15 protein-coding genes are annotated in these 14,397 nt (G+C 71.9%); 8 read left to right on the top strand and 7 right to left on the bottom strand.

Features of this window, described 5'->3' with window-relative positions; all coding sequences use genetic code 11:
- Positions 1 to 24: 24 nt before the first annotated feature.
- Positions 25 to 438: an ATP-binding protein gene (locus HA039_RS10805; RefSeq protein WP_161306966.1), complete on the bottom strand. Its 414-nt coding sequence runs from the start codon at positions 436 to 438 to the stop codon at positions 25 to 27.
- A 242-nt stretch (positions 439 to 680) separates the two neighbouring features.
- Entirely contained in the window at positions 681 to 941 is a 261-nt protein-coding gene (locus HA039_RS10800) for a UBP-type zinc finger domain-containing protein (RefSeq protein WP_167027290.1), read from the bottom strand.
- 35 nt (positions 942 to 976) lie between these two features.
- On the opposite strand from HA039_RS10800, the gene HA039_RS10795 reads away from it, so the two are divergent.
- A complete protein-coding gene (locus tag HA039_RS10795) occupies positions 977 to 2,575 on the top strand; it encodes a Na+/H+ antiporter (RefSeq protein WP_167027287.1) in 1,599 nt (532 codons plus the stop codon).
- A gap of 36 nt (positions 2,576 to 2,611) precedes the next feature.
- On the opposite strand, the gene HA039_RS10790 is transcribed toward HA039_RS10795, so the two are convergent.
- The gene (locus HA039_RS10790; RefSeq protein WP_167027284.1) at positions 2,612 to 3,529 is read right to left on the bottom strand and encodes a 1-aminocyclopropane-1-carboxylate deaminase/D-cysteine desulfhydrase; all 918 of its coding nucleotides are present in this window, start codon (positions 3,527 to 3,529) and stop codon (positions 2,612 to 2,614) included.
- A gap of 70 nt (positions 3,530 to 3,599) precedes the next feature.
- Positions 3,600 to 4,190 (bottom strand): N-acetylmuramoyl-L-alanine amidase, encoded by a 591-nt coding sequence (locus tag HA039_RS10785; protein WP_208298583.1) that lies wholly within the window; start codon positions 4,188 to 4,190, stop codon positions 3,600 to 3,602.
- A 320-nt stretch (positions 4,191 to 4,510) separates the two neighbouring features.
- On the opposite strand from HA039_RS10785, the gene HA039_RS10780 reads away from it, so the two are divergent.
- The 3 genes from HA039_RS10780 to HA039_RS10770 all read left to right on the top strand — a co-directional run bounded on the left by HA039_RS10780 (position 4,511) and on the right by HA039_RS10770 (position 7,618).
- A complete protein-coding gene (locus HA039_RS10780; RefSeq protein ID WP_167027281.1) occupies positions 4,511 to 5,917 on the top strand; it encodes a family 2B encapsulin nanocompartment shell protein in 1,407 nt (468 codons plus the stop codon).
- Between the two features lie 157 nt (positions 5,918 to 6,074).
- Entirely contained in the window at positions 6,075 to 7,115 is a 1,041-nt protein-coding gene (locus tag HA039_RS10775; RefSeq protein WP_167027278.1) for a family 2 encapsulin nanocompartment cargo protein polyprenyl transferase, read from the top strand.
- Positions 7,116 to 7,177: 62 nt separating this feature from the next.
- Positions 7,178 to 7,618, top strand: coding sequence for a DUF6304 family protein (locus HA039_RS10770; protein WP_167027275.1), 441 nt, complete (start codon positions 7,178 to 7,180; stop codon positions 7,616 to 7,618).
- Between the two features lie 62 nt (positions 7,619 to 7,680).
- On the opposite strand, the gene HA039_RS10765 is transcribed toward HA039_RS10770, so the two are convergent.
- Entirely contained in the window at positions 7,681 to 8,340 is a 660-nt protein-coding gene (locus tag HA039_RS10765; protein ID WP_167027272.1) for a hypothetical protein, read from the bottom strand.
- 147 nt (positions 8,341 to 8,487) lie between these two features.
- Positions 8,488 to 9,162, bottom strand: coding sequence for a snapalysin (gene snpA / locus HA039_RS10760; RefSeq protein ID WP_167027269.1), 675 nt, complete (start codon positions 9,160 to 9,162; stop codon positions 8,488 to 8,490).
- 190 nt (positions 9,163 to 9,352) lie between these two features.
- Here snpA and HA039_RS10755 point away from each other — a divergent pair, with 190 nt between their 5' ends.
- The 4 genes from HA039_RS10755 (at position 9,353) to HA039_RS10740 (ending at position 13,768) form a co-directional block, all read left to right on the top strand.
- A complete protein-coding gene (locus HA039_RS10755; protein ID WP_167027266.1) occupies positions 9,353 to 10,345 on the top strand; it encodes a LysR family transcriptional regulator in 993 nt (330 codons plus the stop codon).
- A gap of 101 nt (positions 10,346 to 10,446) precedes the next feature.
- Positions 10,447 to 10,845 carry a RidA family protein gene (locus HA039_RS10750; protein ID WP_167027263.1) on the top strand — a complete coding sequence of 133 codons (399 nt, stop codon included), beginning with the start codon at positions 10,447 to 10,449 and terminating at the stop codon, positions 10,843 to 10,845.
- Positions 10,846 to 11,156: 311 nt separating this feature from the next.
- Positions 11,157 to 12,887, top strand: a complete 1,731-nt coding sequence (locus HA039_RS10745) for a lysyl oxidase family protein (RefSeq protein WP_167027260.1) — start codon at positions 11,157 to 11,159, stop codon at positions 12,885 to 12,887.
- 182 nt (positions 12,888 to 13,069) lie between these two features.
- Positions 13,070 to 13,768, top strand: coding sequence for a hypothetical protein (locus tag HA039_RS10740; protein ID WP_167027257.1), 699 nt, complete (start codon positions 13,070 to 13,072; stop codon positions 13,766 to 13,768).
- 154 nt (positions 13,769 to 13,922) lie between these two features.
- Here the strand turns inward: HA039_RS10740 and sodN are convergent, their stop codons facing one another.
- A complete protein-coding gene (gene sodN, locus HA039_RS10735) occupies positions 13,923 to 14,318 on the bottom strand; it encodes a superoxide dismutase, Ni (RefSeq protein WP_167027254.1) in 396 nt (131 codons plus the stop codon).
- Positions 14,319 to 14,397: the final 79 nt, after the last annotated feature.

The raw sequence follows: 14,397 nt of genomic DNA, 5'->3' as shown, positions 1-14,397 counted from the left end.
CACGCACCGGCCCTTCCCCGTTCGTCACGCCGGCCCGGGTCCCGCGCCGCGCTGTTTGTACAGGCTGATGGAGACCGTACGGTCCTCCGCGACCGTCGAGTCGACCTTTCCGGCCAGTGCGGAGAGCACCGTCCACGCGAAGGTGTCCCGTTCCGGTGCGCGCCCGTCGGTGGTCGGCGCCGAGACGGTCACCTCCAGGGAATCCTCGACCAGCCGGAAGACGCAGCTGAGGACGGAGCCGGGCACGGCCTGCTGGAGCAGGATCGCGCAGGCCTCGTCCACCGCGATGCGGAGGTCCTCGATCTCGTCGAGGGTGAAGTCCAAGCGCGCCGCGAGGCCGGCCGTGGCCGTACGCAGCACGGACAGGTAGGCACCCGCAGCGGGCAGCCGGACTTCCACGAAGTCCTGGGTCCCGGGCTCGCCTGCGATCTGGGACACCCTCACCTCCAAGGTGGCACAAGCTCTTCAGGGCTCCGGACAAGGGACGTCCCGAAGCCTCGCGGTACGTAGTCGGTACGTAGCCGGTCTGGACTGGCGACGCTATCGCGATCCATAGTGCCCTGTCGCCGCACCCCCGTCCGACGGGTGTCACTCATGGTAACCCTATGAGCACGGAAAGTCGGTGGAGGTGCGCGGCGCCCAAATACAAGAAACCGGCGGAGGGTTGACGTACCCAAGCGTCAGACGATCGAACCGTCCACGTAACACCACCGCCAGCTCTCCCCGGGTTCGATACTCCTCATGACCTCGTGATCGGTGTTCTTGAAATGCTGTGTGGCGTGTTGGTACGGCGAGGAGTCGCAGCACCCCACCTGCCCGCAGACCAGGCAGAGCCGTAGCTGGACGGGATGACTCCCGACCGCGAGGCACTCCAGACAGGTGTCGCTCTGCGGTTCGGGCTCGGGGCGCGGCAGTTCCGCGGCATGGAGACACTCGCTCATGATGGCCAGGTTACGACGCTTGTGAGGACTCTGTGATGGACGTATTGCCGCTGGTCGCACTGGTGGCGGGGAGCGCGGCGATCGCCGGCGCGGCCCGCAGGACACCCGTGCCCGCTCCGCTGCTGCTGGTGACCGCGGGGCTGATCGCCGCGTACATCCCGGGCGTGCCGGACTACACGCTGGATCCGCACATCGTCCTGCCCCTGCTGCTGCCGCCGCTCCTCTACACCGCCGCCGTGGACAGTTCGTACCTCGACCTGCGCGCCAACATCAGACCCGTCGCGCTGCTCTCGGTGGGGTACGTCCTCTTCGCGACGGTTGTCGTCGGCTACCTCGCCTACCTGCTCGTGCCCGACCTGCCGCTGACCACCGCCCTGGTGCTCGGCGCCGTCGTCGCGCCGCCGGACGCCGTCGCGGCCACCGCCATCGCCCGCAAACTGGGCCTGCCCAGCCGGATAACGACCATCCTCCAAGGAGAGTCGCTGGTCAACGACGCGACCGCGATCACCGCCTTCAAGGTGGCCCTCGCGGCGGCCGTCGGCGAGGGCGCGAGCTGGGGCGGCGGGCTCGCCGAGTTCGCGCTCGCCTCCTTGGGAGGCGTCGGCATCGGGCTGGTGCTGATGGTGCCGCTGCACTGGCTCCGCACCCACCTGAGGGAAGCGCTGCTCCAGAACACCCTCTCCCTGCTCATCCCGTTCGTCGCCTACGCGGCGGCCGAACAGGTCGGCGCGTCGGGGGTGCTGGCCGTCGTGGTCGTCGCCCTCTACCTGGGCCACCGCTCCTGGCAGGTCGACTTCGCCACCCGGCTCCAGGAGGCCGCGGTCTGGAAGATGGTCGCGTTCGTCCTGGAGTCGTCGGTCTTCGCGCTCATCGGGCTGCAACTGCCCTTCGTCCTCAAGGGCCTGGGCGAGTACGGCGTCGGGGAGGCGCTCCTGTACGCCGTCGGCGTCTTCGTCACGGTGGTGGTGGTCCGCTACATCTGGGTCTATCCGGCGACCTTCCTGCCGCGCAAGCTGTTCCCCAGGATCAAGGAGCGCGAGCCCGACACCGACTGGCGGTCGCCGCTGATCGTCGGGTGGGCCGGGATGCGCGGGGTGGTCTCGCTGGCGATCGCCTTCTCCATCCCGCTGACGATGCACGACGACCGGCCCTTCCCGGGGCGCAACCTGGTCCTCTTCCTGACGTTCACCACCGTCATCGGGACGCTGGTCGTGCAGGGGCTCACCCTGCCCCCGCTGATCCGCCTGCTGCGGATCCCCGGGCGCGACGTGCGGGCCGAGACGTTGGCCGAGGCGCAGGCGCAGAGCGAGGCCTCCAGGGCGGCGGAACAGCGGCTGGACGAGCTGCTGGCCGACCGGAAGAACGCGCTGCCGCAGCCGCTGGCCGCGCGGCTGCGCGCCGTCCTGGAACGCCGCCGCAACGCCGTCTGGGAGCGGCTGGGCACGGTCAACGAGGTGACGGGGGAGTCGGCGGACGACACGTACCGGCGGCTGTCGGGGGAGATCCTGGAGGCGGAGCGCGCGGTGTTCGTGGAGCTGCGGGACCGCCGGAGCATCGACGACGAGATGATGCGGACGCTGCTGCGGCGCCTGGACCTGGAGGAGGCGTCGGCGTACCGGGAGGACACGCCGTAGGGCTGGACCGGCCTTCCCAGGGGGCCCGCGATCGCCTTAGGGACCGCCCGTGATCACCGCGGCGACCGTCGTGCCCTCCGGGAACGCGCCCTCCCCGGTGAGGGCCGTCAGGCCGTACAGCATCTTCGCGACGTACAGCCGCTCGACCGGCAGGCCGTGCCGCTCCCCGAAGTCCCCGGCGAACGCGTCGAGGGCGGGGGTGGTACGGGCGTACCCGCCGGACGTGAAGCGGCCGTCGAGCCGCCAGTCGCCCGCGGGGCCGCCGAACGCGGCGCGTTGGAGCTCCCGTACCGCCGCCTCCAGGAAGTCCCCGCCGACCACCGGGAAGCCGATCGCGCGCTGCCCGGGGGCGAGCCCGGCCGCGAGGCCCGCGAGGGTGCCGCCCGTCCCGCACGCGACGGCGACGACGTCGGCCGCGCCGCGCAGCTCCTCCCCGAGGGCGGCGCAGCCGCGCGCGGCGAGGGCGTTGCTGCCGCCCTCGGGGACGACGTGGACGTCCTCGGGGCGCAGTCCCGCCTCCGCGAGCAGCGCGCCGAGGACGGCCGGGTCGGTCTTGCGGCGGTAGGTCGCGCGGTCGGTGAAGACCAGGCGCATCCCGTCGGCCGCGCAGCGGGTGAGGGAGGGGTTGAGCGGCCGGTCCGCCAGCTCGTGGCCCCGGACGACGCCGACGGTGGCGAGGCCCAGCAGGCGGCCGGCCGCGGCCGTGGCGCGCAGGTGGTTGGAGTAGGCGCCGCCGAAGGTGAGCAGGGCGGGGCGGCCCGCGTCGGCGGCTGCGCGGAGGTTCGGCGCGAGCTTGCGCCACTTGTTGCCCGGCAGCTCGGGGTGGATCAGGTCGTCGCGCTTGAGGAGCAGCCGTACGCCGTGGCGGGCGAAGCGCTCGTCCTCGACCGGGGTCAGCGGGGAGGGGAGCCGGGGCCGCAGGGCGGCGAGGTCGGGTGCTCCGGGTGGCGTCACGGGCCCATTGTCGCGGCGCGGGCGCGCGGGTCCGCTGCAGGGCGGTGGAGCCTCCGCGGCCGGCCCGTCCTCACGCCAGCCGGTCGCGGATCCGGGCCCGCATCGACGCCATCGTGAACCCGCGCGGGTCGATCTTGCCCGGCTGCCACTCCAGGTGGCCGATGACGGACGGCGCGCCCCAGCCGTGGTAGCGGCAGATCGCGGCGGCGGCCTTCTCGATGGCCTCCAGTTGGACGGCGGGCCAGGGGTCCTTGCCGTCGCCGAGGTTCTCGCACTCGAAGCCGTAGAAGTAGCGGTTCCCGTCGGTGTTCGCCTCGTTGTCCGCCGGGAGGGCCTTCTCGGCGATCACGGCGCGCAGGACGTCGTCGTCCCCGCTCCCCGCGTGGTTGGCCCGCCCGTAGCCGACCAGGTGGACCCGGCCGTCCTTGGCGATGACACCGTGGCACAGCGGGCCCGGCAGGGCCGCGTAGCCGTCCCGGCAGATGCGGACGGTGGCCGCGGTGCCCTTGGTGACCGTGTGGTGGATCATCACGCCGTGGACCGGGCCCCAGGGGCCCTTGTGGTTGCGGTTGTGGGTGCGCCAGTCGCCGACCTGGACGACGGTGAGCCCTTCGCTCTTCAACACGTCGAGAAACGTGCTCGCGGACATGGGTGAGGACATGGCCGGCTCCTTCGGACGGTAAGCGGAAGATCCCGTACCGCGCTCCTACCCCCAGGGCCGCGTCACCAACAGCCGTTCGTACAACGGTCGTACGGCGTTCGTACGGTGTGCGAGCGGATCCGGACACAGGGTCGAACGGTGGTGGTGCGGGTGATGCCGACGGGCCTCTGACGGGCTTCCGATGGGCCGGTCGGATGACTTTCGGCGTGTTGTGCCCCGTTCCCGGTGATCCAGTCCCACTCATTTGTGTAATGGCGCGCCGACTCTCCGTGCTGAAAGTCTCTGGGTGCAGGACAGCACATGAACGAAGGGGAGTCTTCATGTCGGTTGGTGACGAGGTCCGCGAGTCGCAGGCGCCGCCCCAGCAGAGTCTGGGAACGTCGGCGGCGCGCAACTTGGCGACCACCACCAAGTCGGTACCGCAGATGCAGGAGATCACCTCGCGGTGGCTGCTGCGGATGCTTCCGTGGGTGCAGGTTCAGGGCGGCACCTACCGGGTGAACCGTCGGCTCACTTACGCGGTCGGGGACGGGCGTGTGACGTTCGTGCAGACCGGGGACCGGGTCGAGGTCATCCCCGCGGAGCTGGGCGAACTGCCCGCGCTGCGGGGGTACGAGGACGAGGCGGCGCTCGCCGAGCTGGCGGCGCGCTGCGAGCAGCGGGAGTTCGCAGCGGGGCAGGTGCTGGTGGCGTCCGGGGACGCGACGGACCGGGTCTACCTGCTGGCCCACGGCCGGGCGGAGAAGTTCGGCGAGGGGCCCTACGGGGACGACGCGGTGCTGGACACGCTCGCGGACGGGGCGTACTTCGGCGAAGCGGCCCTGGTGGACGGGGAGGCCACCTGGGACTACAGCGTGCGTGCGGTCACGGCCTGCACGGTGCTGGTTCTGACCAGGGCGGACGTCCTGAACCTGGCCGAGCGGGCCACGTCGCTGCGCGAGCACCTGGACGCGCTGGCGAGCGTGCCGCACCAGCGGACCAACAAGTACGGCGAGGCCGAGATCGACCTGTCCGCGGGACACGTCGGGGAGGCCTTCGTCCCGCACACGTTCGTGGACTACGAGGGGGCGCCGCGGGAGTACGAACTGAGCGTGGCCCAGACCGTGCTGAAGGTGCACAGCCGGGTCGCGGACCTGTACAACCAGCCGATGAACCAGACCGAGCAGCAGTTGCGGCTGACGGTCGAGGCGCTGCGCGAGCGCCAGGAGTTCGAGCTGATCAACAACCGCGAGTTCGGGCTGCTGCACAACGCCGACTACGGCCAGCGGCTCCAGCCCCACGACGGCGGGCCGAGCCCCGACGACATGGACGAGCTGCTCTCGCGCCGCCGCGGCTCGAAGCTCTTCCTGGCGCATCCGCGGGCCATCGCGGCCTTCGGGCGTGAGTGCAACAGGCGCGGGATCTACCCGGACACCGTGGAGATCGGGGGGCACCACGTGCCGGCGTGGCGGGGGGTGCCGATCTTCCCGTCCAACAAGATCCCGATCTCGGACGCGCGGACGACGTCGATCCTCTGCATGCGTACGGGCGAGGCCGAGCAGGGAGTCATCGGGCTCCAGCAGAGCGGCATCCCGGACGAGATCGAGCCGAGCCTGTCCGTCCGCTTCATGGGCATCGACGAGCAGGCGATCATCTCCTACCTGGTCACCGCGTACTACTCGGCGGCGATCCTGGTGCCGGACGCGGTGGGCGTGCTGGAGAACGTGGAAGTGGGCCGCCGGAACTGATCCGCCGGCCGGAGGGGCCGGCCCCGCGCCGGCCCGGGGGAGGGGCGGTCCGTGCGCCGGGCGCGTACGAGCCCGGCACACGGACCACCCTCCCCCGGTCCCCTCCCGGCACCCGCACCCCTGGTCCGACACAGTGACAGAGGAAGTGACCACGAGCATGACCAGCACGGATGCCGCCACCGAGGGCCACGAGGCGGTAGCCCTCCTGGACCGCACCCGCACCACCGTCCAACCCGAACTGCGTTCCACGGTCGAGTCGTTGCCGGACTCCATACGCCGTGTCGCGATGTACCACTTCGGCTGGGAGCACGCCGACGGCACCCCGGCCTCGGGGCGGGCGGGCAAGGCCATCAGGCCCGCCCTCGTGCTCGCCTCGGCCCGGGCGCTCGGCGGGGAACCGCTGCACGCCGTCCGGGCGGCCGTCGCCGTCGAACTGGCCCACAACTTCACGCTGCTGCACGACGACGTCATCGACGAGGACCCCACCCGGCGGCACCGTGCCACCGCCTGGACGGTCTTCGGCACCCCGGCCGCCATCATCGCGGGCGACGCGATGATGGCCCTCGCCCTGCGGCTGCTGGCCGAGGACCCGCATCCGGCGTCGGGCGCGGCCTCGGCCCGGCTCGCCGCGTGCGTCATCGAGCTGTGCGCGGGGCAGCAGGCGGACTGCGCGTTCGAGCAGCGGGCGCCCGACGAGGTCTCGTTGGACGAGTGCGTGGCCATGGCGATGGCCAAGACCGGCGCGCTGCTGGGCAGTTCGTGCGCTTTGGGGGCGCTCTACGCGGGCGCGGACGACGAGGAGATCGCCGCGATGGACGCCTTCGGGCGGGAGGCGGGCCTCGCGTTCCAGCTGATCGACGACCTGATCGGGATCTGGGGGGACCCCGACACCACGGGCAAGCCGGCCGGCGCGGACCTCGCCGCGCACAAGAAGTCCCTGCCGGTGGTCGCGGCGCTCGCCTCCGGGACCCCGGCGGCGGAGGAGCTGGCCGAGCTGTACCGGTCGCCGATGGACGGCGCCGCGATCCGCCGGGCGGCGGACGCGGTGGAGCGGGCCGGCGGGCGCGACTGGGCGCAGGTCCAGGCGGCCGACCGGATGGCCAGGGCCGTACAGCAGCTGTCGCGGGCGGTGCCCGACCTCACCGCGGCGGGCGATCTGCTGGCGCTGGCGGAGTTCGTGACACGCCGGACGCGCTGAGGGGCGGCGGGAGCGGTGACCCACGCTGCGCGGGAAGATCCCTTACCGCTACAGTCCGCGCCATGACAGCGGAGTCGACGGATTCATGGGCAGGTTGGTACCGGGACCGCCTGGGCGCGGAAGCGATCACGATCCTCTCGGGCGGACAGCAAGTACGCACCACCATCAGGGGAGTTGAGTACGAGGGCACGGAGTTCGCCACGCTGGAGCCCGTCGGCGCGGGCGAGGTGCTGTCCTCCTGCGTCATGGAGTGGGACATGCCGATGCCGGTCAGCGCGGACGGCGCCGTGCAGCAGGCCACGCTCAACTGCCTGCTGGCGCTGGGCGAGCGGGCGTCCGGTGACCCGCTCGGGCGCGCGGAGCTGAGCCTGACGCTGCGGTGCGGCGGGGCGGCGTACGAATCGGGCATCGCCGGGGGCGGGTTCGAGGAGGCGCTCGGCCGCATCCGCCGGCAGCTGCCGACGGACACGGAGCTGGGCGGCAGGCCGCTGGTCGGAGCCTGACCCACGCGCCCCTGGCGTGACGCGTTCCGGCGTTACGTGCCCGGGCCCTAGGCGCCCGGGACTTACGCGCTCGGGAGGTCGTCGAGGAGGACGAACTCCTCCTCGACGTCGGCCGCGCGGAAGCCGGCCCCGGCCAGCGCGTCGAGCAGCACGTCCAGCCGGGCGCGGGCCGACGGGCGGCCCACCGCGAAGGCGCGCTGGGTCACGTACCGCTCCTGGACCCCGCCGGACAGCACCCGCCGGGCGGTGCGCGAGACCCGGGCGGCGTGCCGCTCCGCGACGGCGGCGAGCCGGTGGGCGTCGTACGGGATCCGCAGCCGCAGCGTGACCCGGTGGGCGAAGTGGCAGTGCGCGGGGAGCGCGGCGGCCTCGGCGTCGGTGCCCGGCACCCCCGCGTTCCAGGGGGCCGCCGCGATCGTCGTCCGTATCACCGGGAACCCGGTCTCCGCGAGCCGGCCCGCCCACAGGTCGGCCGCGCGCCGCTGGGCGTCCAGGCTCCCCGTACCCCGCAGGGTCAGTACCGGGCGGGAGGGCGTGCGGCCCCGGTCCCGTACCCCGTGGGTGAGGGCGAGCCCCTGGGCCCCGGCCCAGGCGGCCAGCCGGGCGGCGGGTTCCGGCCGGTCGGCCCGTACCGTCAGCCGCGTCGTGAAGTCGCCCTCGACGGCCAGGACGAGGTGCGTTCCGCCGCTGTCCGTCCCGCCGGTATGCGTACTGAAATCCACCGCACGACGTTACCAAGGGGAAGGGGCGCCCCGTGGTGCACTTCGGGACGCCCCTGTGGAGCCGCGCTGTCATGCGCGTGTCGTGCGGTGGTGGGGGGTGGCGGTCAGCGGTGGTGCCGGGGTGCCGGGGTGCCGGGGTGCCGGGGTTCAGGACAGCTTGGCCACGGCGGCCGCGAGGCCGTTCACCCACAGCTGGTTCACCCGTGCGCGCTCGGCCGAGTTCGGCTGGGCGTTCTGGCAGGACGTGCCGGGCCCGCCGCCGGACATCAGCTCGCTGCACGGGCCGCTGTAGTGGTCCGGGAGGCCGAGCACGTGCCCGGTCTCGTGCGCGGTGACGCGGGTCGAGTTGTACTGCTGGTTCTGGGCGTAGTCGAGGAAGATGTAGCCGCTTCCGTGGCCGTTGGTGCTGGCGAACGAGCCACGCGGGTCGTTGCCCTCGCGGTACGTGAAGTCGGCGTTGGTGCCCGACTGGAGCTTCACGTTGCTGACGGCGCTGTTCCAGATCGACGCGCTGCTGGCTATCTGGCTGCGGAAGCGGGGCGCGGCCGACGCGTTGTAGACGACGGTCACCACGGCGGCGCCCGGGTTCGCCGCGCGCTTCTCGGCGACCGACTTGAGGACCGCGTCGAAGAAGGCCTTGTTGTTGGCGGCCTCGGCCTTCGAGCCCTCGTACGCGGCGTACGAGGACGCGGACGGGACGCCGGTGGGGGCGGCGTCGGCGGGCGCGGCGGAGGCGGGTGCCGCGCCCAGCGCGGTCGCGAGGGCCAGGCCGAGGCCGGCGATCGCGGAGAGAGCGGACTTGGGGTGTCTGACGTGACGCATGTGGGGGGCTCCTAGTCGTCCGGTGAACGGGTTCGGTACCGCAGAGTCTCGGGGAGTCCGCCTCCTGACGGATGATGTCAATCGGCGATAGCACCAGCGCATATCCCTGGTTGGCTTTCTTCGAATGCGCTCCGGATTACTGCGATTTGGGTGTCTGGTGCGGCTCAGGAGCCCGCTCTACTCTTCGGGAATGGAGCTGGAGGTCAGGCATCTGCGCGCCCTGTGTGCCATCGCCGAAGCGGGCAGTCTGCGCAAGGCCGCCCGGCAGCTGGGGATGAGCCAGCCGTCGCTCACGACCCAGTTGCGGCGGATCGAGAACGCGCTCGGCGCGGAGCTGTTCGCCCGCGAACGCACGGGCTGTCGGCCCACTCCGCTGGGCCACTCGGTGCTGAGCCGCGCCCGGCCCCTGGTCGACGGGATGGCGACGCTCGTCGCCGAGACGCGGGCCGCCGCGGACCTGGCGGGCGGCCCCCGGCTGCGGATCGGCTCGACGGCGAGCCGGGCGCTCGGCGGCTGGCTGCGGCGGCTGAGGGGGCGGCTGCCCGGTACGGACATCTCGCTCCACATGGACGTCTCCGCGGCGGTGTTGCTGCGGATGGTCGCGGCGGGGCGGCTGGACGTGGCGTTCGTGCACGAGGTGGAGGGCTGCCCGCTGTCGGTCCCGGAGGGTCTGGAGCGGCGCGTACTGGTCGAGCGGGAGCCTCAGTTCGTCTCCATGGCCCGCGACCACCCGGCCGCCGCGAGCCCGGTGGTGGCACTGGCCGACCTGGCGGGGGACCGCTGGGTGGTCGACCCCACGGTGGACGGCGAATGGGACGGCTTGCGCCGGGTCCTGGTCGCGGCGGGCATCAACCCCGCCGTCCTGCACGGCGATTACCTCACGGCGGCCACGCTGATCGCGGTCGGCGAGGCGGTCGCCCCCTGCCAGCCCACGTCGGGCCCGCGGGACGACATGGCGATCCGCCCGCTGCGGGACGACCCGCTGGCCGTACGCCTCCAGTTGTTCTCGCGCCCCGGGACCGCGCCGGCGGGCGGCGAACGCCCGGCGGGCATAAGGTCCTTGGTGGACGAGGTGTACGCGGACCTGGAGGCGGCCTACCGGGAGGCGGCACTGCGCGCGGTGGGGTACCGCCAGTGGCTGACCCACCACAAGAGCCCCTGGCTCCACGCGCCGGCGGCTTAGACCACGGCCCGGTGCCTGTCGCCGTTCCGGTGGGGCGGTCTGTTGGTGTGTCGGGTTGTCGGTTTGTCAGTTGTCGGTTGTCGAACTGAGGAGATGTGAACGTGTCGCGACGCGTGACCGTGCCGGGCCTGTTCCCCCCACCGGACTACGCGCACGCGGCCGTGGTGGAGACGGGCCGGCGCCTGGCCTTCCTGGCCGGGGCCGTACCGCTCGACCAGGACGGCGAACTGGTCGGCCCCGGCGACCTCACCGCCCAGACCGGCCAGGTGCTCGCGAACCTGACGACGGCCCTGGAGGCGCTCGGCTGCGGACTGGGCGACGTCGTCGCCACCACCGTGTACGTGGTCGCGTCGGACCGGGCGGATCTCTCTCTCGTCTGGGACTCCGTCCGTACGAGCGGGCTCGACCTGGGCCCGCACACGTCGACGCTGCTCGGCGTGGCGTGTCTGGGGTACGAGGGGCAGTTGGTGGAGATCACGGCGGTGGCGGAGGTGCCCTGAGGGGCGGCCGACGTCCCCCGTACCCGTACCCCCGGCCTCCGTACGCGCGCCCGCGCCCGCCTTCGTACCCGCGCCTGCCCTCGTACCCGCGCCTTCGTACGCGCGCCCCCGCCCCCGCCTGCGATTACCACACCCGCACCACTGATCTGCCCCGATCCGCCCAACTATGGCTTGATCCGCGCCGAAAGAATCGCTTCCGGCCAACGATGGGTGACTTTCGAGGGGGCCAGGCAACCCGAGGTGACGTGGCCTCGCTCTCACAGGTTGTTCACAGGTCCGATGCCACTGTGGCACTCGCAGACGAGGAACCGATGACCAGAGATCACCGAAATCGTTTCGGTCGGCCGGCGCTGGCCGCCTCCGCCGCCCTCGCCGTCGTGGCGGGCGTGGCAGGCGCCGCGCCCGTCGCCGGAGCGACGGCGCCCGCAGGCCCCAGGATCAGCCTGATCGCCGCCTCCACCACCGTGACCCTCGACCGGTGGGAAGGCGAACCGGGCGTCTACCTGGACCTCGGCGCGTACGTCACCGTCGACGGCGCCCCCCTCGAGTTCAAGGTGACGCGCGCGTCGTACAAGACCCCCGTGGTCGCCGACCAGATCATCCGGGACGGCGGTAAGACCCGGACGAAGCGGCTGCCCGCGGGGCTGGTCAAGGACTTCTCGGGTCTGCAGGGCTTCGTCGAGGTGACCGTCAAGAACGCGGCGGGCAAGCAGGTCCTGAAGACCAGCGACACCTTCTGCCCGAACAACGCGTCCGGCCGCATCCGCCCCGACGCCCCGGCCACCTCGAAGTATCCGGAGAGCTGCCCGACGAACCCGTTCACGCTCGGTTCGGTGTGGGGCGTGGAGAAGGGCTGGGCGTCCAACACCAGCAACGGCTACTACTCCGAGCCGGTCGACCTGCCGGCCGGCGGATACACGGCGACGGTGGCGGTCGCGAAGAAGTACCGCGACCTGCTGGGCATCGCGAACAAGCCGCAGACGATCAAGGTGACGGTACGGACGATCTCGGAGGACGGCGAGGGCGCGGCGGCGAGGTCGGCGAAGCGCGCCGGGACCGCCGCCCATTCCGCCCACTCCGCGCACGACATGAGCAACATGGGCGCCGGCCACGACATGGCCGGCATGGGCACCGCCCCCGGCTCCGCCCCCACGCCCGGCACGGGCCACGTCTACAGCAACGGCCGCGGAGCCGACGCCCCCACCCCGCCCGCCCGCCCCCACGCGATCGGCCCGCGCGCCCTCAAGCACCTGGGCGACGGCCCCGGCCACACCGACGGCTCGCGCATCGCGCCCGCCCTCAAGCCCAACACGAAGCGCCCGACCGGCGCGGCGAAGGTGCCCGACGTACCGAAGCCCGACCTCCGCTCGCTGCCGGCCTGGGACATCGGCATCTCGGACGGGGAGGACGGTGACGTACCCGGCAAGGACTACATGGTGTTCAGCGCCAACGTCTGGAACGCCGGCCCCGCGCCCCTGGTCGTGGACGGATTCCGCAGCCCGGGCAAGGAGTTGATGGACGCGTACCAGTACTTCTACGACGCCAAGGGCAAGCAGGTCGGCTACACCCCCACCGGCACGATGGAGTGGGACCCCCGCGTCGGCCACGAGCACTGGCACTTCACCGACTTCGCCAGCTACCGCCTGCTGAGCGCCGACAAGTCCGAGATCGTACGCAGCGGCAAGGAGGCCTTCTGCCTCGCCAACACGGACGCCATCGACTACACGGTGAAGAACGCCAACTGGCACCCCAACAACACCGACCTGTCGACCGCCTGCGGCCAGCAGAACTCGATCTCGGTACGCGAGGTCCTCGACGTGGGCTCCGGTGACACGTACACCCAGTACCGCCCCGGCCAGTCCTTCGACGTCACCGACCTGAAGAACGGCACGTACTACATCGAGGTCATCGCCAACCCCGAACACCGCCTGCGCGAGACGAACCTGAAGAACAACGTGGCGCTGCGCAAGGTGATCCTGACCGGCACCACAGGAGCCCGCAAGGTAACGGTCCCCCCGATCGACCTGATCACAGCCCCCTGACCCTCCCCAACCCCCAACGGAAGGCCGCCCCCACCCCGGGTGCGGCCTTCCGCCGGTCGCGCGCGTCGAGCGCGAGCAGCGTCCCGCCCGGACCGGTGCAGGACGTCAGCCCCTGCTCGGCCCCCTCCTGATAGCCTGCGATCCTCGCCGGTCGCCCGGACGGAGTCCCCCGGCAGGTCTTCATGTCTCGCTCCGAGCAGCTCATGGCAGCTCTCGATGCCCTGGACCACGCGTTCGCCCCGGAAGCTCCCTTCCGCGTCACAGGATGCACGTTCTGCTACGCCGAGCAGGACCTCGCGGAACTCTCCGGTCCGCTGGACCTCATAGCCGACGACCTGATCGCCGCGGTCGCCGGAGAGGTGCCCTCCCACTGGGACGACTTCCCGCGTCTCTACCGCCGCCTCGTCCCGCGCATCGTCCGCCCCCTCGTCACCGGCAAGCTCCACGTCGACGCGAAGCTCATCGCCTCCCACCTGCTCCAGGCGGGCTGGACGGACTGGGACCCGCCCTTGAGCGAGGCCCTACGGGACGTCCGGTCCGCCTGGTGGCAGGACACGCTGCACACCTACCCCAGCCCCGTGCCCGTCAGGAACACCCTCGGCCTCATCACCGTGACCACCCACAGCCTGCGCCCCTGGCTGGACACATGGACCGCGACCAACACCCCCGCCGCCGACGCGCACTTGGCGGACTTCGTCGACGACGTCCTGTTCGAGTCCGAGATCACCGACCTGCACATGGGCTTCTACGACGAGTACGACGCCACCCCCGAGCTGCTGGGCTGGCTTCTCACCGACGTACGCGACCGCGCCGCCGACACGCGTCTCGACGCCCCCTACCTCCACGACCACCTTCGGGCCATCACCGGGCACCCCGGCTGACCCACCACCCCACCCGCAACGCACGGGCCCCGCGCAGCGCACCCGCGCGCCTGCGCCCGGGTGGAGACAAGACAACCGCACCCGGTCCGCTGGGAGCGCCGTTTTCGGCGGTCCGCGGGCCGGGTGCGGTTCTTCGGCGTGACCATGGGTGGGGTCAGGCCTTCTTGGTCTCCCAGAAGATCTTGTCGATCTGGGCGATGTAGTCCAGGGCCTTCTGGCCCGTCGCCGGGTCCGTGGAGGCCTTGGCGGCCGAGAGGGCCTTCAGGGCGTCGTTGACCAGCTGGTGGAGCTCGGGGTACTTCTCGAAGTGCGGCGGCTTGAAGTAGTCGCTCCAGAGCACCGACACGTGGTGCTTGGCGAGCTCGGCGCGCTGCTCCTTGATGACCGTCGCGCGGGCCTGGAAGTGGGCGTCGTCGTTGCCGGCCATCTTTTCCTGGACGGCCTTGACCGACTCGGCTTCGATGCGGGCCTGGGCGGGGTCGTACACGCCGCAGGGGAGGTCGCAGTGGGCGCTGACCTTCACCTTGGGGGCAAACAGGCGGGAGAGCATGGAGCTGTCCTTCCTCGTGATCGTCTTCTCAGGTGGGACATTACTCCGTGAGAAGCGTGATTTCGCGAGTGCCCCCATG

Source organism: Streptomyces liangshanensis, assembly GCF_011694815.1.
GTDB classification, from domain to species: domain Bacteria; phylum Actinomycetota; class Actinomycetes; order Streptomycetales; family Streptomycetaceae; genus Streptomyces; species Streptomyces liangshanensis.
Note: the sequence above shows the minus strand (reverse complement) of the source record. Positions and strands in the feature narration are given on the sequence as shown.

What these genes read in the sequence shown, in the direction of transcription:
- HA039_RS10800 (WP_167027290.1), bottom strand. Translation starts at nt 941, where the DNA reads ATGAGCGAGTGTCTCCATGCCGCGGAACTGCCGCGCCCCGAGCCCGAA.
- HA039_RS10795 (WP_167027287.1), top strand. Translation starts at nt 977, where the DNA reads ATGGACGTATTGCCGCTGGTCGCACTGGTGGCGGGGAGCGCGGCGATC.
- HA039_RS10785 (WP_208298583.1), bottom strand. Translation starts at nt 4,190, where the DNA reads ATGTCCTCACCCATGTCCGCGAGCACGTTTCTCGACGTGTTGAAGAGC.
- HA039_RS10780 (WP_167027281.1), top strand. Translation starts at nt 4,511, where the DNA reads ATGTCGGTTGGTGACGAGGTCCGCGAGTCGCAGGCGCCGCCCCAGCAG.
- HA039_RS10775 (WP_167027278.1), top strand. Translation starts at nt 6,075, where the DNA reads ATGACCAGCACGGATGCCGCCACCGAGGGCCACGAGGCGGTAGCCCTC.
- HA039_RS10770 (WP_167027275.1), top strand. Translation starts at nt 7,178, where the DNA reads ATGACAGCGGAGTCGACGGATTCATGGGCAGGTTGGTACCGGGACCGC.
- snpA (WP_167027269.1), bottom strand. Translation starts at nt 9,162, where the DNA reads ATGCGTCACGTCAGACACCCCAAGTCCGCTCTCTCCGCGATCGCCGGC.
- HA039_RS10755 (WP_167027266.1), top strand. Translation starts at nt 9,353, where the DNA reads ATGGAGCTGGAGGTCAGGCATCTGCGCGCCCTGTGTGCCATCGCCGAA.
- HA039_RS10745 (WP_167027260.1), top strand. Translation starts at nt 11,157, where the DNA reads ATGACCAGAGATCACCGAAATCGTTTCGGTCGGCCGGCGCTGGCCGCC.
- HA039_RS10740 (WP_167027257.1), top strand. Translation starts at nt 13,070, where the DNA reads ATGTCTCGCTCCGAGCAGCTCATGGCAGCTCTCGATGCCCTGGACCAC.
- sodN (WP_167027254.1), bottom strand. Translation starts at nt 14,318, where the DNA reads ATGCTCTCCCGCCTGTTTGCCCCCAAGGTGAAGGTCAGCGCCCACTGC.